Source organism: Methylotenera versatilis 79 (genome assembly GCF_000384375.1).
Taxonomy (GTDB): Bacteria; Pseudomonadota; Gammaproteobacteria; order Burkholderiales; family Methylophilaceae; genus Methylotenera_A; species Methylotenera_A versatilis_B.
Genome location: NZ_ARVX01000001.1, coordinates 1,677,245 through 1,698,906, shown reverse-complemented (window position 1 = coordinate 1,698,906; position 21,662 = coordinate 1,677,245). Strand labels below are relative to the sequence as shown.

Here is a 21,662-nt window from a genome sequence, read left to right as displayed (position 1 = left end):
CCAAACCTACAGTCGTTTCACATTTGTAAAACGCTAAAAATTTAAGCCTAGTTTGTTTTATTCGTGTAATTTTTATCAGTCACTAATTCTTTAGCGAATGGCGTACTGCAACTTTTACCGCTGGCAGATGCTTCCCATTTGTCTAATAAATCTTTTTGGTAATCTTTACCGTGTTTTAACACTAAAAAAGCGCGCACTTCAAATACATCTGCAAAGCCATTTTTATCGCTGTCCATCGCCAATATATTGTCTTCGACCGTTGGCCCAGTGTATTTACCATCTTTATCGGTTAGATAATCCAATACGCTAGCGTTTTCAGTGCTGATATTATCTGCACTCTTCAATAGCTCGGCCGCATTTGCAACTGGCGTGACAATCAGTAGGCTCGCAAATAAAAAACCAATAGCTGTAGTAGCTTGCAGCAATTTTCCTAACGGCTTACCTAGCAATTTAGTCATCGTCATTTTGTGCACTCTCATCATTAAAACCTTGATTATTATGACCCATAATAATCAGAAAGTTTAATGCAAAAATCGCATTGCAATCTGTGACTAATGGCACTGAACTGAACTTACATGCTTAACCTATATTCTTAACCCATATTTAAGGTTAAGTTAATGCGCTTTTTTAAGTTAACGCCATTATTTCAATGACTTTATGCTTCGCAATTTTATCTTGCCAAATCGCTGGCCCTGTTTGATGTACAGATTCGCCTGTTGCGCTCACGGCAACGGTTACAGGCATATCAACCACATCAAACTCATAAATCGCTTCCATGCCTAAATCGGCAAAAGCCACCACACGCGATTTCTTAATCGCTTTGCTTACTAAAAAAGCGGCGCCGCCGACGGCCATTAAATACACAGATTTATATTTTTTAATCACACTTAGCGCTTCATCGCCGCGCTCTGCCTTACCAATGGAACCCAATAAATTGAGTTTGCCCAACATTAGCTCGGTATAATCATCCATACGCGTGGCCGTGGTTGGGCCTGCTGGGCCAACCGCTTCATCACCCACCGCATCTACTGGACCAACGTAATAAATAAAACGATTGGTAAAGTCCACTGGCAATGTTTCATTTTTTGCCAGCATCGCTGCGATGCGTTTATGTGCAGCATCGCGCCCTGTTAAGATTTTTCCTGTTAACAACAGCGTTTCGCCAGCCTGCCAATCAGCAATATCTGCTTTAGTTAAGGTATCAACATTCACTCTTTTTGCTTGCGCGCTTGGCGCCCAATGTACGTCTGGATAACTGCTCAAATCGGGCGGAGTCAGTTCTGCCGCACCGCTACCATCCAGCACAAAATGTACATGTCGCGTAGCTGCGCAGTTTGGAATAATCGCCACAGGCAAGCTGGCTGCGTGCGTTGGATAATCCAGAATCTTCACATCTAACACAGTCGCTAAGCCACCCAAACCTTGAGCGCCAATACCTAAATTGTTTACTTTTTCAAAAATCTCTAAACGCAACGCTTCAATCCTACTAAGACTTTGCTTATCTGTTAAATTTAATGCGCGCAATTTCAGCTCATGCATATCAATTGGCGACATCAGTGACTCTTTTGCCAACAACACTGCTTTTTCTGCACTGCCGCCAATACCAATGCCCAACATGCCCGGCGGGCACCAACCAGCACCCATTTGGGGCACAACTTCTAATATCCAGTCTACAATTGAATCATTCGGATTCAACATGGCAAGCTTGGCTTTATTCTCTGAACCACCGCCTTTTGCGGCGATACTTACTTCAACTTTATCGCCAGCTACCAATGAAACATGCACGACTGCAGGCGTATTATCTTTAGTATTGACACGCTTTCCAGCGGGGTCAGTCACTATCGAAGCACGTAATTTATTTTTTGGCAGCAAGTACGCGCGGCGCACACCTTCGTTTACCATTTGTTCAATATCTAGCTGCTCTATTTCGCCTTGGGCATCCCATTTCACCTGCATACCTACTTTAACAAAAGCAACAACAATGCCAGTATCTTGGCAAATTGGGCGTTTGCCTTCTGCACACATTCTGGAATTAGTGAGTATCTGCGCAATCGCATCTTTAGCCGCAGGCGATTCTTCTAACTTATACGCTGCTCCCAACGCCTGAATATAGTCAGTCGGATGGTAGTACGAAATATATTGCAGAGCATCAGCGATGCTTTGAATAAAATCGGCTTGTTTAATAATGGTCATTTAATAAGGCTACTATCTTGATGATTTTGCAGTGGCAATCATTGGGCGAATGTCTTTACGCAAGATTTTACCATTTTTGGTGCGTGGGAAATCGTTAGCCAAATATACTGTTTTAGGTGTTTTATAAGCAGCCAGATGTTGTTTACCAAACGCCACTAATTCATCTGGGCTGCTAACCGCATCAGGTTTTAAGATCACATAAATCACTACCAATAGTTTATCTTTTTCAATTTCCTCACCCACCGCTGCGCAATCCGCTACGTCTGGATGACCTTTGTACACTCGTTCTATTTCGTAAGGTGAAACGCGGTAACCGAAGCTTTTAATGATGTCATCTTTACGACCTAAGAACCAAATATAACCATCCGCATCATATTTTGCATAATCTCCTGTGAAAAAGTAGCCATCATGCTTATATTTTGCCGTTTCTTCAGCCAAATTCCAATAGTTTAAAAACACACCTGGATCATCTAATGGCACGCAAATCATGCCCTCTTCACCTGTTGGCACTTCCTCTAACGTTTCTGGATTCAACAACTTGATATGGTGACCTGGTTGTGGAAATCCAGCTGAACCAGGACGAATCGACCTAAATTGACTTTGACTTAAGTAATAAGAAAACTCACTCATACCAACAGCTTCATAAATATCTAAACCAAATCGTGCATGCCATTGACTAAGCACTTCATCAGACAAATGCTCACCGGCACTCATGTAATGGCGCAAATTGGGTAAATCGTCTTTTGTCGCCGTGGTTTTTTGCAGAATTTGTCTGTATATCGTTGGCACGCCAATAAAAATCGTGGCTTGATGTTTTTGAATCAGATTTAACCACACCAATGCATCATTTTTGCCTTCATGCACGATGACGGTTTTGCCTAAATATAGCGGATCCATTAACCCGGAGCCTAATACATAAGTCCAATTAAACTTGCCGGAATGCATGATGCGGTCATTCAAATTGCCATCAGAATCTTGCGCATAATTAAACCAATACTGCGCCGCTGGCTGGCGGCCAAGCAACGCGCGGTGCGCATGCAATACGCCTTTTGGATAACCAGTCGTGCCAGAGGTATAAACTAAATAAGCTGCATCATCTGCTTTGGTTTGATAAGCTGGCTCGCAATCTTGCACTGCGTTTAAACCAGCTTCTAAACTCAATACATTTAATTTGGCATGCAGATGATGTTCAGCCGTTTGTGAAAGCAACACATGCGCGAGATTCGGCATGCTTTTTAAATCAGCCGCTAATTGCGACTCCATCGAGCGCCAAGCTTGCGCATCAGTCACCAGCACTGCCGCACCTGAATCTTTAGCTAAATAGGCAATTTCTTCTGCTGTTAATAAAGTGGAAGTGGGCACTGAAATCGCCCCTATTTTCATAGCACCTAAAAATGCGATGGGGTATTCCAAACTGTTGGGCAAACGAATCAACACGCGATCACCCGCTTTTACGCCTAGACTTCTTAACAGCTGGGCAAATTGATCCGTTTTACGCGCCAGTTCAGCAAAGGTGATCGTCGCTGTTCCTAACAAATCGTCTTCTACGATCATGGCAATATTGTCGGCTTGCGGCGTACCCAAATGCTGATCTGTGCAAGCAACACCAATATTAAAATAGCTGGGGATTTGCCATTGCCATTCTGGAAACTGTTCAAACGCCATCTTAAATAGCCTTAAAAAAATGTAAATTATTCAATACTTAACACTCAAAATAGCTCAATATTTACAGCAATACACCATACGGCCAGTTTTGACGTACCACTTGCGCGGGTAACTGTTCTAACACGTGAATAGCAAATTCTTTGTCTGATGTTTTCAATGCGCGTAAGGCATGCGCGCGCAACAGTGTTTGCAATGCTTTACCAAACATCGGCGGATCCAGCATTTCGCCTTCAAACTTAATCGCGCCACCCAGCAAAGCATCGGCATCAATTGCTGCTTTTAAAATTGCCACTTTTTGCGCAACATCGGTAGGCGATGGCGTGTAGGCGGTTTTACAGAGATGAATATGGCCAGGATGTATGACCTGCTTGCCTGTCAGCCCCATCGCCGCTTCTTGGCATGCATGTTTGTAGACAATGCGTGATTCATTATCGCCATGTAAATCCAGCCAGCGGCGTACATCGTGCGGTTCTAAGAACTTTTCTGGCATGATATTTTGACCAATTAATGTTTCAACGCCGCCAATCACACCTTTACCGGCAATCCGCGCCTCAAACATCAATTGATTCATGTAAAACTGCAGCTCTTCTATCCAGCCTTCTGGCGTGATGTGAATACCCATAGCTTTTGAAAAGTCATGGATACCGAATACCACATGCTTAACCGTGTTGTACTGCATTAAGTCTGGCGCAATTTTAAGCGATTTCGGGTGTTCGATAATCGGCTGAATCGTCATATGAGGATTCACATTCAAGAGCAAACTGGATAAGTCACGCACTTCTGCCGCGCCATAAACCTCGCCCGCTTTAGCCAGCATGACGACATCGATATAATCGCCCATATCGCGTACCAACTGCATATCCTGCTCATATTCGTCGGTACGAAATGAATTGCAACGAATAGCAATCGTGACGCGTTCATTCACTTTGCGCAGTGCTGGTAATTCTTTGCGCAATAAATCTCGACTCATTTCTTTTTGACGGCAACCATCTTCCAAGTCAAAAACCAAGGTATGCGCAATGGTGTTGTGCGCATGTTTTTTCATGCGCGCCGCGGCCTGATCCATATCCTCATAAATACCCAAACTTGGGGCATATTTTACAGGTGGATAGTACAACTGAATGCCCGGCCAATAATCGCCTAATGGGTTACATGCTTGTGTTGTTTCAGTCATCGCTTTGCTTTCTAATTTTGTTCGCTGCTGATTTTGCTATCTGTCGACTTTTCTAACTGCCGATTTTTCTAACTCTTAGTGGTTTGAATCTTTATAGCGTTTTGTTTAACGCTCTGATTTTATTCACAACATTTACTGTATCTATATTTTTTGGTTTGATATTATCGCTGGAAACCAAAGCCCAAAAATCATTATCGGGCAGCTCAAGCAGATCATCAAACGCCTTTAATTGCGCCAATGTTAAGCCATCAAAATACTGCGTAATAAAACGTTGCAATATGATATCCAGCTCTAGCATGCCGCGCCTGCAACGCCATGCCAAACGACGTAACTCTGCATCTTTCATGTTTTCTGCATTTAACATTTCGGCTTAACCTTATAGAGTTAACTTGGTAGTTCTAGCCCAGCGTAATACCAAATATTTTTTTAGCTGGCTTGCTGTCTGACTTCTTATTACTCTGGTCTTTCGCCCGTTCGATTTTTAAATCTTTAATATTTGCGATCGCCGCGTTTGGATTTAATTTTTTAGGGCAAACTTCCACGCAGTTCATGATGTTATGGCAACGATACAAACGATATGGGTCTTCCAGATTTTCTAAACGCTCTTCTGTCGCTTGGTCGCGGCTATCCATAATAAAACGGTTGGCTTGCATCAATCCTGCTGGGCCAACGAACTTATCAGGATTCCACCAAAAGCTAGGGCAAGATGTGGTACAAGCGCCACACAAAATACATTCATACATACCATCTAATTTGGCGCGGTCCGCAGGCGATTGCAAACGCTCAGTTTCGGGTAAGGGGTCATCATTAATCAAGTAAGGTTTAACCGAGTTGTAATGCTCAAAAAATTGCGTCATGTCGACGACCAAATCACGTATCACAGGCAATCCCGGCATAGGACGCAGCACAATCGGTTGCTCTAAATCACTTAACTTGGTGATGCAGGCAAGTCCATTTTTGCCATTGATATTCATGCTGTCACTGCCGCAAACGCCTTCACGACACGATTTACGTAAACTTAGTGTATCGTCATGCTGCTTGATGCGAATCAGCGCATCCAATAACATCTGGTCTTCATCCTCCAGCGCGATATCGTAATCCTGCATATAAGGCTTTTTATCCACATCTGGATTGTAGCGATACACCGAAAATTTCATTTGTTTAGCCATGAGTAATCAACCTTAATACACGCGTGCTTTGGGCTCAAAAGATGCAACAGTCTGTGGTTTTAAGCGCACTGGTTTGTAACTTAACACTTTATTTTTCTTAAAAAACAGTGAATGTTTCAGCCAACTTTCATCATCACGTGCGGCAAAATCCTCACGCGCATGTGCGCCACGGCTCTCTGTGCGATTATTCGCCGCATGCATAGTCGCTACAGCCACTTCAATCAAGTTATCCAGCTCTAACGCTTCCACTCTTGCGGTATTGAATACTTGGCTTTTATCTTTAATCGTCAGATTCGGTATACGTTTTTCGACCACGTCAATTTCGCGCACACCTTCTGCCAATAAATCAGGAAAGCGGAATACGCCGCAATGCGTTTGCATGGTCTTGCGCATCGCATCGCCTACTTCGGTCACATTTTCGCCTTGTGTATTTTCTAGGCGATTGACGCGCTGCAAAGTCTTATCTGCTGCATCTGCTGGCAAGGTTTTATGCGTATTGTTTGATTTGATAGTGGCGGTCATATGGTCACCAGCGGCTTTACCAAACACTACTAAATCCAGTAAAGAGTTAGAGCCCAAACGATTGGCACCATGCACAGAAACACAGGCGCATTCACCGACGGCATAAAGACCGTTCACCACTTTTTCACCTGACTTTTCATCAGCCACAACCACTTGACCATCTAAATTGGTGGGGATACCACCCATCATGTAATGGCAGGTCGGCACTATTGGGATTGGGTCTTTAATTGGGTCAACATTGGCAAACGTTTTAGCGATTTCGCGTATACCTGGCAGGCTTTTGTTGATGCGCTCTTCGCCCAAATGGTCTAGCTTTAGGTACACCGCATCTTTATTTTTGCCAACGCCACGGCCTTGTTTAATCTCCGTTGAAATCGCACGCGAAATCACATCGCGGCTGGCTAAATCTTTGGCATGTGGCGCGTAACGTTCCATAAAACGTTCGCCCTCAGAATTCACCAAATAACCGCCCTCGCCGCGAACACCTTCGGTAATCAATACACCCGCATGCAATACGCCGGTGGGGTGAAATTGCCAGAATTCCATATCCTGCAAAGGCAATCCAGCGCGTGCTGCCATCCCTAAGCCATCGCCTGTATTAATAAAGGCATTGGTGCTGGCCTGGAATATACGGCCTGCACCACCTGTGGCCAGCAATGTAGTTTTGGCTTGCATGATATGAATCTGACCGGTTTCAATTTCCAGCGCAATCACGCCCAGCACATCACCTTCGCTATCGCGAATCAAATCTAGCGCAAACCATTCCACAAAAAACTTTGTGTTGGCGCGGATATTGCGCTGATAAAGCGTGTGCAGCATGGCATGGCCAGTTCTGTCGGCCACCGCACAGGTGCGCGAAATTGGACTTTCCCCAAAATTTTGCGTCATGCCGCCAAATGGGCGTTGGTATATTTTGCCAGACTCTAATCGGTCAAACGGCATGCCAAAATGTTCCAGCTCAATAATGGCTTTTGCGGCGTTTTTGCACATAAATTCAATGGCATCTTGATCACCCAAATAATCAGAGCCCTTGATGGTGTCGTACATATGCCACAGCCATTTGTCTTCAGCCACATTGCCCAACGCCGCCGCAATGCCGCCTTGCGCTGCAACTGTGTGTGAGCGGGTTGGGAAGACTTTTGACAGCACAGCGACCTTAACGCCTGATTCCGCCAACTGCAAAGCTGCGCGCAAACCTGCACCGCCGCCGCCAACGATGACTGCGTCAAATTGATGTCTGCCGATATTATTTGTGTCTATTGCCATTCTTTACACATTCCACAAAATATAAACCAACCAAAATAAGTAAACCACCAGCGCAATATCCACCGCCATTTGCATGTAAGCGCGTAGCGTTTTATTAAATACGTAATCTTTCAGCACATCTGCTACGCCCAGCCATGCGTGCATTAACAAACACATAAAAAATACTAATGTCGATAACCTAAACCAAACTGGTGATGCAAATGCATACCAAGCAGCATAGCTTTCTTGCCAAGTTGCATATCCGAAAGGCTGTGTTATTAATAGCAAAATTATCAGCGAAACAATATAAATCGCCATGACCACCGCAGTTAAACGCTGCGATAACCATAAGCGCATGCCAGGATATTTATGGGTTAATAGTTGTATAAACATACTGAACGACCTATTAACCTACCAAATAATCCATGCAAAAACACACACCGAAAATCCCACCAACCACAACACAAAACGGCTTGAAAAACGCGCTTTTTGTAAACTCGTCATCCAATGAATATCCTGCAATAAATGTCTGATACCTGCAAAAAAGTGATGAAAAAAAGCCCAAGAAAGTGCAATTAACATTAATTTTATGTACCAAGTATTCAATATATTCGACAATAAAAAATAATGGTTTGGTGAATCCAGCGAAGTTTTAAACGCCAATATAAACAGCGGCAAAGCCAAAAACAAACCCACGCCAGAAGCGCGATGCAAAATAGACACCACGGCGTTAATCGGCAAACGGATGGTGAATAAGTTTAGGTTCTTCGGCCTAAGCTTCTTTTTATCGCCCAGTTTTTTATCACCAAGTTTTATCATGTAGGTTTCTTATTATTAAGTCGATTATTAGGCGTTATTTTTTGCATGTTTTGAAGTGTTAACTTTATTCCCGCGCAGCTTTTGCTACCGCACCTGAAACACGCTCTAACAGGCGTGCATCAAATGGTTTAGGGATAATGTACTCTTTGCCAAATTTCAGTTCAGTCAAGTTGTAAGCTTTTAAAACTTCAGCTGGCACTGGCTCGCGCGCCAACTCACTTAATGCTTTTGCCGCGGCAATTTTCATATTTTCGGTAATTTTGGTGGCTTTTGCATCCAGCGCACCGCGAAACAAATAAGGAAAACACAGCGCGTTATTCACTTGATTCGGAAAATCGCTACGTCCAGTCGCCATCAAAATATCATCACGTACCGCATGCGCGATGCTAGGCAATATTTCCGGATCTGGATTCGCTAAAGCAAAGATAATCGGATTCTTTGCCATGCCTTTAATCAACTCGGCATCCAATGCATTTTTGGCAGAAACGCCAATAAACACATCCGCTTGTGGCATCACATCGGCTAAAGCCGAGGCGCCTGTAGGTGCAATGGCTAAATCGCGATTGTTATCATGCAAATCTTCACGATTCGTATCCAATACGCCGCTTCTATCTACCATTGTAATATTGGTAGCGCCCATTAATTTAAGCAATTTCGCACAAGAACAGCCTGCAGCACCTGCGCCTAAAAATACGATTTTTGCGGTTGGTAAAGTTTTGCCTTGTAGTTCTAAAGCATTCAACAAAGCAGCCGCCACAATCACCGCTGTGCCATGTTGGTCATCATGAAAAACCGGGATATCTAAACGCCGTTTAAGCTCATTTTCAATATAAAAACAGTGTGGCGCAGCAATATCTTCTAAGTTGATACCACCAAATGTCGGTGAAATATTCACCACTGTTTGAATAAATTCATCAGGCGTCGCTGCATTAATCTCGATATCAAACACATCAATACCCGCAAAACGTTTGAACAATACCGCTTTCCCTTCCATGACCGGCTTGCTAGCCAACGCGCCCATATTGCCCAAACCTAAAACCGCCGTGCCATCAGTGATCACCGCAATCAAATTACCTTTGTTGGTATATTTATAAGCATTTGCAGGGTCAGCATGAATTTCGCGCACGGGCTCGGCCACACCTGGCGTGTAGGCAAGCGATAAATCATCTTGCGTGGCACAAGGTTTGGATGAATCGACACTCAATTTTCCTGGTTTTGGAAATTGGTGATAATCCAGCGCGCGTTTTTTCAAGTCATCCATTTATTCTAACTCGCTCATATAGTGATGATCATCAGTGAGGCAAAGGCCTAATCGCCATTCCATCGGCTTATCGCCATAGGTATAAGAAACTCGCTCAATACTTAATAAAGGCGAACCCAACTGTAGATTCAAGGCTTCTGCAACATCTTTATTCGCCGCCACAGCCGTCAGCCGCTCTTCTGCGCGAATCATCCGAATACCATATTCAGTTTCATACATGCTGTACATAGAACCTTGATTTTCCTCTACCCGCGTTGCATTAAGCCCTTTAAAAGGCGCGGCGGGAATCACGATATGATCATAAATGAGTGGTCTGCCGGAAAAAGTTAACAACCTTTTTACTTCAATTAATGCAGCGCCCGCTTTAATTTCTAAAATACTCGCCATGCGGTTATCTGCTTTGGTTTTGCTGCAATTTAACAGTTCATTTTGCAGCGCTTCCTTTTGACCATTTGCGGCAGTTAAGCGCAAAAATCGTAACTTGATGCCTTCTTCATTATGCGTCGCTACAAACGTGCCTTTGCCTTGGCGGCGGATTAGAATATTTTCGCCTGCAAGCGTATCAATGGCTTTTCGTACCGTGCCTTGAGATACTTTATAACGCGAAGCCAAATCGATTTCGCTAGGAATCATTTCGCCCGGTCGCCATTCTCCGCCGATTAAACTTTGCGTCAGCAGCACTTTAATTTGGTCATACAAAGGTTTGTAGCTAGGTGAATTGCTGGCTTTATCTATCATAACAAGCTCAAATGAATGAAGTTGCTACAATTAAATCATACACATTCAAAATAGTCTACTGTTTTATATCTTATATAAGACATAAGATATTTGTTGACATTAAAACTAAGCACTCTATATAATCAATTTAATTATTATCCATCAGCTAAAAACGGGCTATTAATTTGACCTGCAACCCCTGATGGAATCTATACCAAATATATGGAGCACCCTAATAATGGAACCAACTATATGGAATTAGGCTTCCGTCCTCGCCGCTCAATGCTATATGTGCCAGGCTGTAACCTGCACTATTTAGATCGCGCACGCACGTTAGCGGCCGACTCTGTCATTCTGGATTTAGGCGATCCGATATTGGTCGACTGTAAAATCCAATCGCGTGAAAATATTGTAGCCGCTGTAAAACAAGGCGGTTATGGCTCACGCGAAGTGGTTGTACGTGTGAATAACTTAGACTCTATTTGGGGTCACGATGACATTAAAGCGGTTGCAAACATTGGCGCAGACGCCATTCTTTTCCCGAATATAGAGTCTGCTGACGATGTACATACCGCTTTAAAATGGCTGGACGAAGCTGGTGGTAGCCATATGCCGATTATGGTAATGATAGAAAGCCCGATAGCCGTATTAAATGCCAAAGAAATTGCAGCAGCGAGCGATCGTATCGCTTGCATTGTGATGGCAACATCCGATTTGATTTCACAACTGCATGCACGTGTCACGCATGAGCGCAGTGCAATATTAACCTCACTTTCGCTGGTGATTTTAGCCGCACGCGCCTATGGCCGCTGTGTGGTGGATGGCATCTCAAGTGACTTTAAAAATATGCACTCATTTGAATACGCCTGTCGATTAGGTCGCGATATGGGATTTGATGGCAAATCGCTAGTACATCCTGCTCAAATTGCCTATAGCAACGATGCTTACACGCCGAAATCGAGTGAAATACAAAATGCACGCACGATTATTCAAGCCTTAAAAGAAGCCAATGATTCCGGTCGTGGCACTGTGGTGGTGGATGATAAGTTGGTTGAACATCATCATGTTAAAGCTGCGCAAAGACTATTAAAACTGCACGAGATGATTGCCGAATTAGAAGAAGAATTTATTTAAAAAGTGATGAGCATGCAATCTACCAAAACCCATAACGGCCGATTTTTTGAAGACTTCACATTGAATGAAGTGATTCAACACGCCACACCACGCACGATTTCAGCGGGCGATTGCTCAATCTATATTGCACTTTATGGTTCACGCAATCCCTTGTTTTGTAGCGAACCGTTTGCTCAAAGCTTGGGCTACAAAACCGCACCTGTAGATGACTTACTAGCTTTTCATATTGCTTTTGGCAAAACAGTGCCTGATATTTCCGTGAATGCGGTAGCCAACTTAGGCTATGCCGATGTGCGCTTTATTCAACCCGTTTTTGTAGGCGATACGCTTTCAACATCCAGTCAGGTGATTGGCTTAAAACAAAACTCCAATGGAAAAAGCGGCGTAGTTTGGGTGCGTTCTACCGCACATAATCAACATAACCATCCCGTTTTAAGCTGGGTGCGCTGGGTGATGGTGCATAAAAATAATCTAGATTTACCTGCGCCTGAAACGACAACTCCAGAATTACCGACCTTTGTCGCGCCTGAAAATTTAAGCTTACCTAGCAGAGTTTCAGCCAAAAACTTTGATTCAAAAATCACTGGTGGGCAATATTATTGGGAAGATTATCAAGTAGGCGAACGCATTAACCATGCGGCTGGCTTAACAATTAATGATAGCGACCACTCGCTTGCGACGCATCTTTATCAAAATAATGCGCGTCTACATTTTGATGACTTTCTAATGAAAAATTCAAACTATGGCAAACGCTTGGTTTATGGCGGCGTGGCGATTTCAATGTGTCGCTCTTTAAGTTTTGATGGACTTGAAAATGCAATATCGGTGCTAGCAATTAATGCGGGCACTCACGCAAATCCCACATTTGCTGGCGACACTATTTACTGCGCAACCGAAGTATTGGATACATGGCAATTAACCAGTAGCGATTTTGGTGCATTAAGGCTGCGCATGGTTGGCATTAAAAACATGTCGGCAAGTGATGTAACAGAGATTAAAACAGATAAAGGCTACCACCCAAATGTGGTGCTCGATTTAGATTACACGGTCGCGATACCTAAAAAAGGAAATCATTAACATGGCAGCAGTACATCCAAATGAAGCTTTATTCGGCGGTGAAAAATCGTTTCCGCTGATTCCTGCTTGTGAACATTTTGCTGGTAGCGAAAAACTTATTTTAAAAGCACTTGGCCTGCAAGACAGCATTGGTCCATTATTTGATATTACTTGCGATTGTGAAGATGGCGCGGCTAGCGGACAAGAGCGCGAACATGCCGAAATGATTGTACGTGTGCTGAATTCTGAAGCGAATAAACACAAAATGGCGGGTGTACGCATTCATGATTACACGCACCCAGCCTGGAAATTAGATATTGATATTCTGGTTGCTGGCGCTGGTAAGCTATTGAGTTATATCACTATTCCGAAGTGCACCAGCTTGTCGCAAGCCAATGAAATGATCGTATATATTCAAAAAACGGCTACTTTTAATGGCATCGAACGTTTGATTCCAGTACATCTTCTGATTGAAACGCATGGCGCGTTAAACCAAGTGCATGAAATCGCCAAATTACCTTGGATTCAAGTGCTGGATTTCGGCTTAATGGATTTTGTCAGCGCGCATCATGGCGCCATTCCAGCCAGTGCGATGCGTAGCCCGGGGCAATTTGAGCATCGCTTATTAGCGCGCGCAAAAGTAGAGGTCGTTTCAGCCGCTTTAGCAAACGGAATCGTGCCGGCACATAACGTGACGCTGGATTTAAAAAATGTAGAAACCACTTATTCTGATGCCAGTCGTGCCCGTAATGAGTTTGGATTTATGCGCATGTGGAGTATTTATCCCACGCAAATTGAAGCGATTGTAGATGCAATGAAACCCAACTTTGATGAGGTGTCGGATGCGGCCAATATTCTGCTGACTGCGCAAGCCGCCAATTGGGGGCCGATTCAATATGCGGGCGAGTTGCATGACAGAGCGACTTATCGTTATTTCTGGGAAGTGTTGCAAAAGGCCAAATTGACCGGCGTGGCGATTTCAGATGAATCGAATCAAGCTTTTTTTAGTTAAGCTGCTAATTTAATCAAAAAATTAGCTAACAAGTTAAATAGTTAACCCATAAATTAGAGTAAAAAATGACTCAACCAACCACTGCAGGTGCGCGTTTTCGTGCTGCATTAAAAGCCGAAAAACCATTACAAATTATTGGCGCAATCAGCGCCTATCACGCCATGCTCGCTACTCAAAGCGGCTTTAAAGCCATTTATTTATCGGGTGGCGGTGTTGCCGCTGGCTCATTGGGTTTGCCAGATTTAGGCATTTCTACTTTAGAAGATGTATTAATTGATGTGCGCCGTATTACCGATGCTGTAGATACGCCATTACTGGTGGATATCGATACTGGCTGGGGCGGCGCTTTTAATATTGCACGTTCTGTGAAATCAATCGCAAAAGCAGGTGCAGCGGCAGTGCATATTGAGGATCAGGTTTCGGCTAAACGTTGCGGCCATCGCCCCAATAAAGCCATTGTCAGCTTGGATGAAATGGTTGACCGCATAAAAGCCGCCGTTGATGCAAAACCCTATGATGACTTTGTTATTATGGCGCGCACCGATGCACTGGCGGTTGAAGGTTTGCAATCTGCCATCGACCGCGCCAGCGCATGTGTTGAAGCAGGCGCAGACATGATCTTTCCTGAAGCGATTACGGAATTAAGTATGTATAAACAGTTCGCGGCGGCCGTAAATGTGCCCGTATTAGCCAATATTACTGAATTTGGCAGCACGCCATTATTCACTGTGGATGAATTACGGTCAGCAGATGTGAGCATGGTTTTATATCCGCTTTCCGCTTTCCGCGCCATGAATCAAGCGGCACTTAACGTGTATCAAGCGGTAAAAAATGATGGGACGCAGGCAAATGTGGTCAACTTAATGCAAACGCGCGCAGATTTATATGAACACTTGGGCTATCACGCGTTTGAACAAAAATTAGACGCATTATTTAAACAAGAAAAATAATCCACACCAAAAGTAAACAAAAAAATTGGCATAGGTAAAAATTGGGGAGATTGATGCATGGAAACAGTAACCGAACCTAAAAAGAAAAAAGGTGTAGCGCTTGCAGGCGTGAATGCTGGCAGTACAGCAATCTGTACCGTCGGCCATACTGGCAACGATTTACACTATCGCGGTTACGATATTATCGAGCTAGCCAAACAAGCAACGTTTGAAGAAGTCGCCTACTTATTAATACACGGCGAACTGCCGAATCAAACGCAACTTACTGCTTATCATGCAAAACTAAAAAAATTACGCACATTGCCAGCAGCACTTAAAACGGTGCTTGAGCAAATTCCACAACATGCACACCCGATGGATGTGATGCGCACGGCTTGCGCGATGCTAGGCACGCTAGAGCCAGAGGCGGCTGATCGAAACACGCAAGCTGCGCAAGATTTAGGCGACAGACTGATTGCCTGCTTTGGTTCAATTCTGCTGTATTGGTATCACTTTAGCCACAACGGCAAACGCGTTGATGTGAATACAGATGATGATAGTATTGCTGCGCACTTTTTACATGTGCTGCATGGTAAAGCGCCTGACCAATTGCACATCGACGCCATGAATACGTCTCTGGTGCTTTACGCAGAACATGAATTTAACGCCTCCACTTTCACAGCCCGCGTTATTGCCGGCACGCTATCTGATATGTATAGCTGTGTCACCGGCGCAATCGGCGCGTTGCGCGGTGCTAAACATGGCGGCGCCAATGAGGCCGCAATGGAAATCATTGAGCGTTATAAAAATGCCGATGAAGCCGAAGCCGATATTTTGGCACGCATGGCGCGTAAAGAAATCATCATTGGTTTTGGGCATCCGGTTTACACAATCGCCGACCCAAGAAATGAATCAATCAAAGAAGTTAGCCGCAAGTTATGTGAAAATAACGGCAATATGACGTTATTTGATGTTTCTTCACGCATTGAAGAAGTGATGTGGCGCGAAAAGAAAATGTTCCCAAACTTGGATTGGTATAGCGCATCCAGCTATCACATGATGGGCATTCCAACTGGTATGTTCACACCAATATTTGTGATTTCCCGCACGACTGGCTGGGTAGCGCACGTGATTGAGCAACGTATTGATAACAAAATCATTCGACCTAATGCTGAATATATAGGGCCTGATAATCGGCCTTATGTTCCTCTAAAAAATCGTTAATTAGCAAAGTTATTTTATTTAGAAAGTACTAAATGTCTGCCCATATTTCAAACGTTCGCCCTGCCCCTGACCAAGTTATTGTAGATATTGCCAACTATGTTGCTGATTTTGAGATTAAATCTGATGAAGCATTTGATACCGCCCGTAATTGTTTAATGGATACGCTAGGCTGCGGCTTTGAAGCATTGGACTACCCAGCTTGTACTAAATTATTAGGTCCAGTAATTGCTGGCACCGTGGTACCAAATGGCGCAAAAGTACCAGGCACATCATATCAATTAGACCCAATTTTGGCGGCATTCAATATCGGCGCGATGATTCGCTGGCTAGATTTTAATGATACGTGGCTGGCTGCGGAATGGGGCCATCCTTCTGACAACTTGGGCGGAATTTTAGCCGTAGCTGATTATATTTCACGCAAAAATATCAATGAAGGCAAAGCACCGTTAACAGTTAAAGACGTATTGACTGCCATGATTAAGGCGCATGAAATTCAAGGTGTTCTAGCACTTGAAAATAGCTTCAATCGCGTCGGTTTAGACCATGTAATTTTAGTCAAAATCGCCTCAACTGCGGTAGTAACCAAATTACTAGGCGGCAATAAAGAAGACATTATCAATGCAGTTTCTAATGCGTTTGTGGATGGTCAAAGCTTACGGACTTACAGACACAGCCCCAATACTGGCTCACGCAAATCATGGGCCGCAGGCGATGCAACAAGCCGCGCAGTGAGACTGGCGTGGATGACGATGCAAGGCGAAATGGGCTACCCAAGTGCATTAACTGCAAAAACTTGGGGCTTTTACGATGTGCTTTTTAATGGCAATGCCTTTAAATTTCAGCGTGACTATGGCTCTTATGTGATGGAACAAGTGCTATTTAAAATCTCTTTCCCTGCCGAGTTCCATGCACAAACAGCAGTGGAATGCGCGATTCAATTAAATACGCAAGTAGGCAAAGAGTTGCAAACTTTAGAACAAATCGCGCAAATCGATAAGATCGTCATCACAACCCATGAATCAGCGATTCGCATTATTGATAAAACAGGGCCGCTAGACAACCCTGCAGACCGTGACCATTGCATTCAATATATGGCTGCTATTGGCCTGCTTAAAGGCAATTTAACCGCGCAAGATTATGAAGATACCGCCGCAGCTGACCCACGCATTGATGCGATTCGCAGCAAAATGGTTTGCGTAGAAAAATCAGAATACACAAAGGATTATCATGATCCAGAAAAACGCTCAATCGCTAACGCGCTTCAAGTGTTTTTTAAAGATGGGACGCAATCTGACAACATCGCGGTGGAATACCCAATCGGCCATCGCCGCCGCCGTAGTGAAGGAATTCCAGAGTTAGTGAAGAAATTTCAAGTGAATTTAGCACGCCGATTTAATGTTAAAAAACAGGCGGATATTCTTGCGCTTTGTTTAGACCAAGCTAAATTAGAAGCAACTTCAGTCAATGCTTTTGTAGATATGTTGGTTGTTTAAATAGATTCTAAAAGTAAGCGGCTCAGCAGCTCCCAAAATTAACTAGGGCAAAATTAGGGTAAAATAGCGGTTTATTGAACCGCCGTTTGAAAGCTTAGACCTATGTTAGAAAAGCAGTCGCTTACCACCCTCAATGCGCTATCTCCACTTGATGGCCGCTACCAAACCAAACTAGACGCTTTACGCCCTTACTTTAGCGAATTTGCACTGATTAAACATCGCGCATGGGTAGAAGTAGAATGGCTTAAAGCGCTATCAGCCGCCAAAGAATTGACTGAAATTGCTGCTTTTAGTGCAGAAACAATTCAAGAGCTAGATGCAGCAATCATCAACTTTTCTGAGGCCGATGCTGCACAGGTAAAAGCGATTGAAGCGCGTACCAATCACGATGTAAAAGCGCTGGAATACTGGCTTAAAGAAAAGTTCGACATTAATCCAGAGATTAAAAAAGCCAGTGAGTTTATTCACTTCGCTTGTACTTCGGAAGATATCAACAACTTATCGCATGGCTTAATGCTAAAAAGTGCGCGCGATGCTGTGATGTTGCCATTTTTGGCTGATTTAATTGCGCGATTAAGTGAGTTATCACATAAACTTGCTAATCAACCGATGTTGTCACGCACGCACGGCCAAACGGCTTCGCCAACCACTATGGGTAAAGAGTTAGCCAATGTTGTGTATCGCTTACAACGTCAACAAAAACAATTAGTTAACAACGAAATTCTAGGGAAAATCAACGGTGCAGTTGGCAACTTTAATGCACATTTATCCGCTTACCCAACATTTGATTGGGAAAGTTTTGCGCAAAAATTTGTACAAAATTTAGGGTTAACTTACAATCCAATGACCATTCAGATTGAGCCGCATGATTATATGGCCGAACTTTATGACACTTTAGCGCGTATTAACACGATTTTAATCGACTTAAATCGCGACATTTGGGGCTACATTTCAGTTGGCTATTTCAAACAAAAAGTAAAAGCAGGCGAAATCGGCTCCTCTACCATGCCGCATAAAGTCAACCCGATTGACTTTGAAAATTCAGAAGGCAACTTGGGCTTAGCCAATGCCGTGTTGCGCCACATGGCTGAAAAGCTACCGATTTCTCGCTGGCAACGTGATTTAACCGATTCAACCGTGCTCAGAAATATGGGCGTGGCATTCGGCTACACATTATTGGGTTACGATTCTTGTTTGCGCGGCTTGAATAAACTAGAAATCAACGCCGCAAAATTGGCGGAAGATTTAGATAATAGCTGGGAGGTATTAGCAGAGCCAATCCAAACCGTGATGCGTCGCTACGGCATTGAAAACCCGTATGAACAATTGAAAGAATTAACACGCGGCAAAGGCGGTATCAATAAAGTTTCATTGCATACGTTTATTGGTGGCTTAAATATTCCTGCAGAAGCGAAACAATTACTGCTTGAAATGACACCAGCTAGCTATATTGGTAAAGCAACCGAATTGGTAAAGCATATCTAAAATGGCTATCAACGCTGAAAGCAATTCCTCTCTTGCAGTGCTCATTGATGCTGACAATGCACAGGCATCCATCATAGAAGGATTGCTTTCTGAAGTCGCGAAATTTGGTGTCGCTAGTGTTAAAAGAATCTACGGTGACTGGACGACACCCAATCTAGGTCAATGGAAAACAGTGCTTTTAGAACACTCCATTCAACCTATTCAACAGTTTCGCTATACCACTGGCAAAAATGCGACTGATAGCGCGATGATCATTGACGCGATGGATTTACTCTATACTGGGACTTTCGATGGCTTCTGTATCGTTTCTAGTGATAGTGATTTCACTAGATTGGCATCTCGTATTCGTGAGTCTGGTAAACGCGTATATGGATTTGGTGAGAAAAAAACTCCGCAGCCATTTGTAGCAGCATGTGACCGTTTTGTATATACGGAAATATTCTCGCTTAAAGCCGATACGCAGGAAGCGCAACTGAAAGTACCTCCAAATAAACTAAGGCAAGACACAAAACTCATTAATCTTTTTAGGTCAGCAGTTGAAGCTGCTTCAAATGAAGATGGATGGGCGAATCTAGGTGGCGTTGGCAGTAATCTTATTAAAAATGCACCGGACTTTGACCCTCGTAATTATGGCTATGCAAAACTAGGTGATTTAGCGATTGCTACCGATTTATTTGATGTTGAAAAACATCAAACCCACTTATTACTCAGAATCAAACAAAAGAAATGAGCGAAATCTTAGTCCTTTACTATTCTCAAGGTGGCGCCGTACGCAAAATGGCGCAACTAATTGCGCGTGGAGTTGAATCAGTTAGCGGTGCAAAGGCGCGCGTACGCACTGTGCCAAAAGTATCTGCAAATTGCGAAGCAACGGAATCAGATATTCCTAGCAGTGGCGACCCGTATGTTGAATTGAGCGATTTAGAAGAATGTATCGGCTTAGCGCTCGGCAGCCCTACTCGCTTTGGCAATATGGCGGCGCCAATGAAGTATTTTTTGGATAGCACAGCGGGTTTATGGTTAAAAGGCACGCTAATTGGTAAACCCGCGGCAGTATTTACCAGCACTGGTTCACTGCACGGCGGCAACGAAACTACGTTATTAACTATGATGTTGCCACTCATGCATCACGGCATGCTAATGGTCGGCTTGCCTTATTCTGAGCCTGAATTATCTAGCACACAATCGGGCGGCACACCTTATGGTGCAAGCCATATTGGCGGCACGATGGATGATAAAAAAATCACCGAAGACGAAAAAAAACTCTGCTTGGCATTAGGTAAACGCTTAGCTGAAACCGCGTTAAAGTTGGCTAGTTAATATGCTTTCAACATTAAGAATTGGCGCTGGCATTAGCCTGATTGCTTTGATTTTTTTGTGTTTGGCATGGGAAAGCGTACTTGCGCCATTGAAACCGGGTGGCTCTTTGCTGATGTTAAAAGCCTTGCCTTTATTATTACCACTTTTTGGCATATTAAAAGGTCGCCGCTACACTTACCAATGGGCTGGCATGCTGATTTTGCTGTATTTTACTGAGGGCGCAGTACGGGCATGGTCTGACAGTGGTGTTTCTAGCCAATTAGCGCTGATTGAAGTGCTGTTATCGCTGATATTTTTTCTGTGCGCAATATTTTATGCAAAACTCACGCGAAACAGTGCATTAAAAGCGCCTGCGTAATTTATAATTAAAGCCTTAAGCTATACTTAACACTAAAAATAGCGCAATAAATTGTGCCGCTTTATAAAGTTAAGCACACAAAAGCAGGCTTTTAACCACCGATGAAAATACGCACTATTAATCACACTGTCAGCCACGAATGAAAATACTCATATCAAATGACGATGGCTATTTTGCGCCAGGCCTAAACATTCTAGCCGGTCATCTCGCAAAATTTGCGGATATTACCGTTGTTGCGCCTGAGCGTAATCGCAGTGGCGCAAGTAATTCGCTCACTTTAGATAGACCACTTAGCGTTAAAAAGGCGGCAAATGGCTTTTTTTACGTCAACGGCACGCCGACAGATTGCGTACATATCGCGCTGACTGGTTTAATGGACACGATGCCAGATATGGTAATCTCGGGCATTAATGATGGCGCGAACATGGGTGATGACACTATTTATTCTGGCACGGTTGCTGCCGCAACAGAAGGTTTTTTGCTCGGCATTCCTTCTATCGCTATTTCCATGTCGCAACACAACCCTACACATTTTGAAACTGCTGCGCGGGTAGCAGTAGAGTTGATTCAACAGCATATCAAACATGGTTTTACGTCAGCTACTTTGCTCAATGTGAACGTGCCGGATGTTCCTTATGAAGAATTAGCTGGCAGAACGGTGACACGCTTAGGCAAACGCCATAAGGCCGAACCAGTGATTCAGCTTAAAACACCTAGAAATGAAACCGTGTATTGGGTTGGTGCTGCTGGCACACCAAATGACGGCGGCGAAGGAACAGATTTTTATGCAGTCGCTAATAATCAAGTGTCGATTTCGCCGATTCAAGTGGATTTAACCAAACATTCACAGCTGGCAGAACTACAAACCTGGCTGAATAAATAACAG

Annotated in this window: 22 protein-coding genes; 11 read left to right on the top strand and 11 right to left on the bottom strand. The window is 43.7% G+C overall.

Annotated features, from left to right (window positions below):
- Positions 1 to 47 precede the first annotated feature (47 nt).
- The 11 genes from METVE_RS0108435 to METVE_RS0108380 form a co-directional block, all read right to left on the bottom strand.
- A complete protein-coding gene (locus METVE_RS0108435) occupies positions 48 to 464 on the bottom strand; it encodes a hypothetical protein (RefSeq protein WP_420038362.1) in 417 nt (138 codons plus the stop codon).
- A gap of 163 nt (positions 465 to 627) precedes the next feature.
- Positions 628 to 2,193 (bottom strand): fumarate hydratase, encoded by a 1,566-nt coding sequence (locus METVE_RS0108425; protein ID WP_020168033.1) that lies wholly within the window; start codon positions 2,191 to 2,193, stop codon positions 628 to 630.
- Positions 2,194 to 2,205: 12 nt separating this feature from the next.
- Entirely contained in the window at positions 2,206 to 3,858 is a 1,653-nt protein-coding gene (locus METVE_RS0108420) for an acyl-CoA synthetase (protein WP_020168032.1), read from the bottom strand.
- Positions 3,859 to 3,919: 61 nt separating this feature from the next.
- Positions 3,920 to 5,032, bottom strand: a complete 1,113-nt coding sequence (locus tag METVE_RS0108415; RefSeq protein ID WP_020168031.1) for an HpcH/HpaI aldolase/citrate lyase family protein — start codon at positions 5,030 to 5,032, stop codon at positions 3,920 to 3,922.
- Between the two features lie 91 nt (positions 5,033 to 5,123).
- Positions 5,124 to 5,396 (bottom strand): FAD assembly factor SdhE, encoded by a 273-nt coding sequence (locus METVE_RS0108410; RefSeq protein ID WP_020168030.1) that lies wholly within the window; start codon positions 5,394 to 5,396, stop codon positions 5,124 to 5,126.
- A 34-nt stretch (positions 5,397 to 5,430) separates the two neighbouring features.
- Positions 5,431 to 6,189: a succinate dehydrogenase iron-sulfur subunit gene (locus METVE_RS0108405; protein WP_026362079.1), complete on the bottom strand. Its 759-nt coding sequence runs from the start codon at positions 6,187 to 6,189 to the stop codon at positions 5,431 to 5,433.
- A gap of 24 nt (positions 6,190 to 6,213) precedes the next feature.
- Complete coding sequence (gene sdhA / locus METVE_RS0108400; protein WP_020168028.1) at positions 6,214 to 7,989, bottom strand: succinate dehydrogenase flavoprotein subunit; 1,776 nt, start codon at positions 7,987 to 7,989, stop codon at positions 6,214 to 6,216.
- Between the two features lie 3 nt (positions 7,990 to 7,992).
- Positions 7,993 to 8,361: a succinate dehydrogenase, hydrophobic membrane anchor protein gene (gene sdhD, locus METVE_RS0108395; RefSeq protein WP_020168027.1), complete on the bottom strand. Its 369-nt coding sequence runs from the start codon at positions 8,359 to 8,361 to the stop codon at positions 7,993 to 7,995.
- Positions 8,362 to 8,379: 18 nt separating this feature from the next.
- Entirely contained in the window at positions 8,380 to 8,787 is a 408-nt protein-coding gene (gene sdhC, locus METVE_RS0108390; RefSeq protein ID WP_020168026.1) for a succinate dehydrogenase, cytochrome b556 subunit, read from the bottom strand.
- 64 nt (positions 8,788 to 8,851) lie between these two features.
- Entirely contained in the window at positions 8,852 to 10,048 is a 1,197-nt protein-coding gene (locus tag METVE_RS0108385; RefSeq protein WP_020168025.1) for a malic enzyme-like NAD(P)-binding protein, read from the bottom strand.
- On the bottom strand, positions 10,049 to 10,783 hold the full coding sequence (locus METVE_RS0108380; protein ID WP_026362077.1) for a GntR family transcriptional regulator: 735 nt from the start codon (positions 10,781 to 10,783) through the stop codon (positions 10,049 to 10,051).
- 234 nt (positions 10,784 to 11,017) lie between these two features.
- Here METVE_RS0108380 and METVE_RS0108375 point away from each other — a divergent pair, with 234 nt between their 5' ends.
- The 11 genes from METVE_RS0108375 to surE all read left to right on the top strand — a co-directional run bounded on the left by METVE_RS0108375 (position 11,018) and on the right by surE (position 21,659).
- Positions 11,018 to 11,899 carry an HpcH/HpaI aldolase/citrate lyase family protein gene (locus METVE_RS0108375; protein ID WP_026362076.1) on the top strand — a complete coding sequence of 294 codons (882 nt, stop codon included), beginning with the start codon at positions 11,018 to 11,020 and terminating at the stop codon, positions 11,897 to 11,899.
- Between the two features lie 12 nt (positions 11,900 to 11,911).
- Positions 11,912 to 12,976, top strand: a complete 1,065-nt coding sequence (locus METVE_RS0108370; protein ID WP_020168022.1) for a MaoC family dehydratase — start codon at positions 11,912 to 11,914, stop codon at positions 12,974 to 12,976.
- Position 12,977: 1 nt separating this feature from the next.
- Positions 12,978 to 13,967 carry an HpcH/HpaI aldolase/citrate lyase family protein gene (locus METVE_RS0108365; protein WP_020168021.1) on the top strand — a complete coding sequence of 330 codons (990 nt, stop codon included), beginning with the start codon at positions 12,978 to 12,980 and terminating at the stop codon, positions 13,965 to 13,967.
- A 65-nt stretch (positions 13,968 to 14,032) separates the two neighbouring features.
- Positions 14,033 to 14,917, top strand: coding sequence for a methylisocitrate lyase (gene prpB, locus METVE_RS0108360; protein ID WP_020168020.1), 885 nt, complete (start codon positions 14,033 to 14,035; stop codon positions 14,915 to 14,917).
- A 57-nt stretch (positions 14,918 to 14,974) separates the two neighbouring features.
- Entirely contained in the window at positions 14,975 to 16,120 is a 1,146-nt protein-coding gene (gene prpC, locus METVE_RS0108355) for a bifunctional 2-methylcitrate synthase/citrate synthase (protein ID WP_020168019.1), read from the top strand.
- Positions 16,121 to 16,152: 32 nt separating this feature from the next.
- The gene (locus METVE_RS0108350; protein ID WP_020168018.1) at positions 16,153 to 17,613 is read left to right on the top strand and encodes a bifunctional 2-methylcitrate dehydratase/aconitate hydratase; all 1,461 of its coding nucleotides are present in this window, start codon (positions 16,153 to 16,155) and stop codon (positions 17,611 to 17,613) included.
- Between the two features lie 102 nt (positions 17,614 to 17,715).
- Entirely contained in the window at positions 17,716 to 19,098 is a 1,383-nt protein-coding gene (purB, locus tag METVE_RS0108345; RefSeq protein ID WP_020168017.1) for an adenylosuccinate lyase, read from the top strand.
- 1 nt (position 19,099) lies between these two features.
- Positions 19,100 to 19,828, top strand: coding sequence for an NYN domain-containing protein (locus METVE_RS0108340; RefSeq protein ID WP_020168016.1), 729 nt, complete (start codon positions 19,100 to 19,102; stop codon positions 19,826 to 19,828).
- Positions 19,825 to 20,418 carry an NAD(P)H:quinone oxidoreductase gene (gene wrbA, locus METVE_RS0108335; protein ID WP_020168015.1) on the top strand — a complete coding sequence of 198 codons (594 nt, stop codon included), beginning with the start codon at positions 19,825 to 19,827 and terminating at the stop codon, positions 20,416 to 20,418. Before METVE_RS0108340 ends, wrbA begins: the two co-directional genes overlap by 4 nt.
- Before the next feature lies 1 nt (position 20,419).
- On the top strand, positions 20,420 to 20,776 hold the full coding sequence (locus METVE_RS0108330) for a DUF2069 domain-containing protein (RefSeq protein ID WP_020168014.1): 357 nt from the start codon (positions 20,420 to 20,422) through the stop codon (positions 20,774 to 20,776).
- 139 nt (positions 20,777 to 20,915) lie between these two features.
- Positions 20,916 to 21,659 carry a 5'/3'-nucleotidase SurE gene (gene surE / locus METVE_RS0108325; protein ID WP_020168013.1) on the top strand — a complete coding sequence of 248 codons (744 nt, stop codon included), beginning with the start codon at positions 20,916 to 20,918 and terminating at the stop codon, positions 21,657 to 21,659.
- The last annotated feature ends 3 nt before the right edge of the window (positions 21,660 to 21,662 follow it).

What these genes read in the sequence shown, in the direction of transcription:
- METVE_RS0108405 (WP_026362079.1), bottom strand. Translation starts at nt 6,189, where the DNA reads ATGAAATTTTCGGTGTATCGCTACAATCCAGATGTGGATAAAAAGCCT.
- METVE_RS0108415 (WP_020168031.1), bottom strand. Translation starts at nt 5,032, where the DNA reads ATGACTGAAACAACACAAGCATGTAACCCATTAGGCGATTATTGGCCG.
- prpC (WP_020168019.1), top strand. Translation starts at nt 14,975, where the DNA reads ATGGAAACAGTAACCGAACCTAAAAAGAAAAAAGGTGTAGCGCTTGCA.
- METVE_RS0108375 (WP_026362076.1), top strand. Translation starts at nt 11,018, where the DNA reads ATGGAATTAGGCTTCCGTCCTCGCCGCTCAATGCTATATGTGCCAGGC.
- purB (WP_020168017.1), top strand. Translation starts at nt 17,716, where the DNA reads ATGTTAGAAAAGCAGTCGCTTACCACCCTCAATGCGCTATCTCCACTT.
- METVE_RS0108365 (WP_020168021.1), top strand. Translation starts at nt 12,978, where the DNA reads ATGGCAGCAGTACATCCAAATGAAGCTTTATTCGGCGGTGAAAAATCG.
- sdhD (WP_020168027.1), bottom strand. Translation starts at nt 8,361, where the DNA reads ATGTTTATACAACTATTAACCCATAAATATCCTGGCATGCGCTTATGG.
- METVE_RS0108370 (WP_020168022.1), top strand. Translation starts at nt 11,912, where the DNA reads ATGCAATCTACCAAAACCCATAACGGCCGATTTTTTGAAGACTTCACA.
- METVE_RS0108420 (WP_020168032.1), bottom strand. Translation starts at nt 3,858, where the DNA reads ATGGCGTTTGAACAGTTTCCAGAATGGCAATGGCAAATCCCCAGCTAT.
- METVE_RS0108340 (WP_020168016.1), top strand. Translation starts at nt 19,100, where the DNA reads ATGGCTATCAACGCTGAAAGCAATTCCTCTCTTGCAGTGCTCATTGAT.
- sdhA (WP_020168028.1), bottom strand. Translation starts at nt 7,989, where the DNA reads ATGGCAATAGACACAAATAATATCGGCAGACATCAATTTGACGCAGTC.
- METVE_RS0108350 (WP_020168018.1), top strand. Translation starts at nt 16,153, where the DNA reads ATGTCTGCCCATATTTCAAACGTTCGCCCTGCCCCTGACCAAGTTATT.
- METVE_RS0108410 (WP_020168030.1), bottom strand. Translation starts at nt 5,396, where the DNA reads ATGTTAAATGCAGAAAACATGAAAGATGCAGAGTTACGTCGTTTGGCA.
- surE (WP_020168013.1), top strand. Translation starts at nt 20,916, where the DNA reads ATGAAAATACTCATATCAAATGACGATGGCTATTTTGCGCCAGGCCTA.
- sdhC (WP_020168026.1), bottom strand. Translation starts at nt 8,787, where the DNA reads ATGATAAAACTTGGTGATAAAAAACTGGGCGATAAAAAGAAGCTTAGG.
- prpB (WP_020168020.1), top strand. Translation starts at nt 14,033, where the DNA reads ATGACTCAACCAACCACTGCAGGTGCGCGTTTTCGTGCTGCATTAAAA.
- METVE_RS0108425 (WP_020168033.1), bottom strand. Translation starts at nt 2,193, where the DNA reads ATGACCATTATTAAACAAGCCGATTTTATTCAAAGCATCGCTGATGCT.
- METVE_RS0108330 (WP_020168014.1), top strand. Translation starts at nt 20,420, where the DNA reads ATGCTTTCAACATTAAGAATTGGCGCTGGCATTAGCCTGATTGCTTTG.
- wrbA (WP_020168015.1), top strand. Translation starts at nt 19,825, where the DNA reads ATGAGCGAAATCTTAGTCCTTTACTATTCTCAAGGTGGCGCCGTACGC.
- METVE_RS0108385 (WP_020168025.1), bottom strand. Translation starts at nt 10,048, where the DNA reads ATGGATGACTTGAAAAAACGCGCGCTGGATTATCACCAATTTCCAAAA.
- METVE_RS0108435 (WP_420038362.1), bottom strand. Translation starts at nt 464, where the DNA reads ATGACGATGACTAAATTGCTAGGTAAGCCGTTAGGAAAATTGCTGCAA.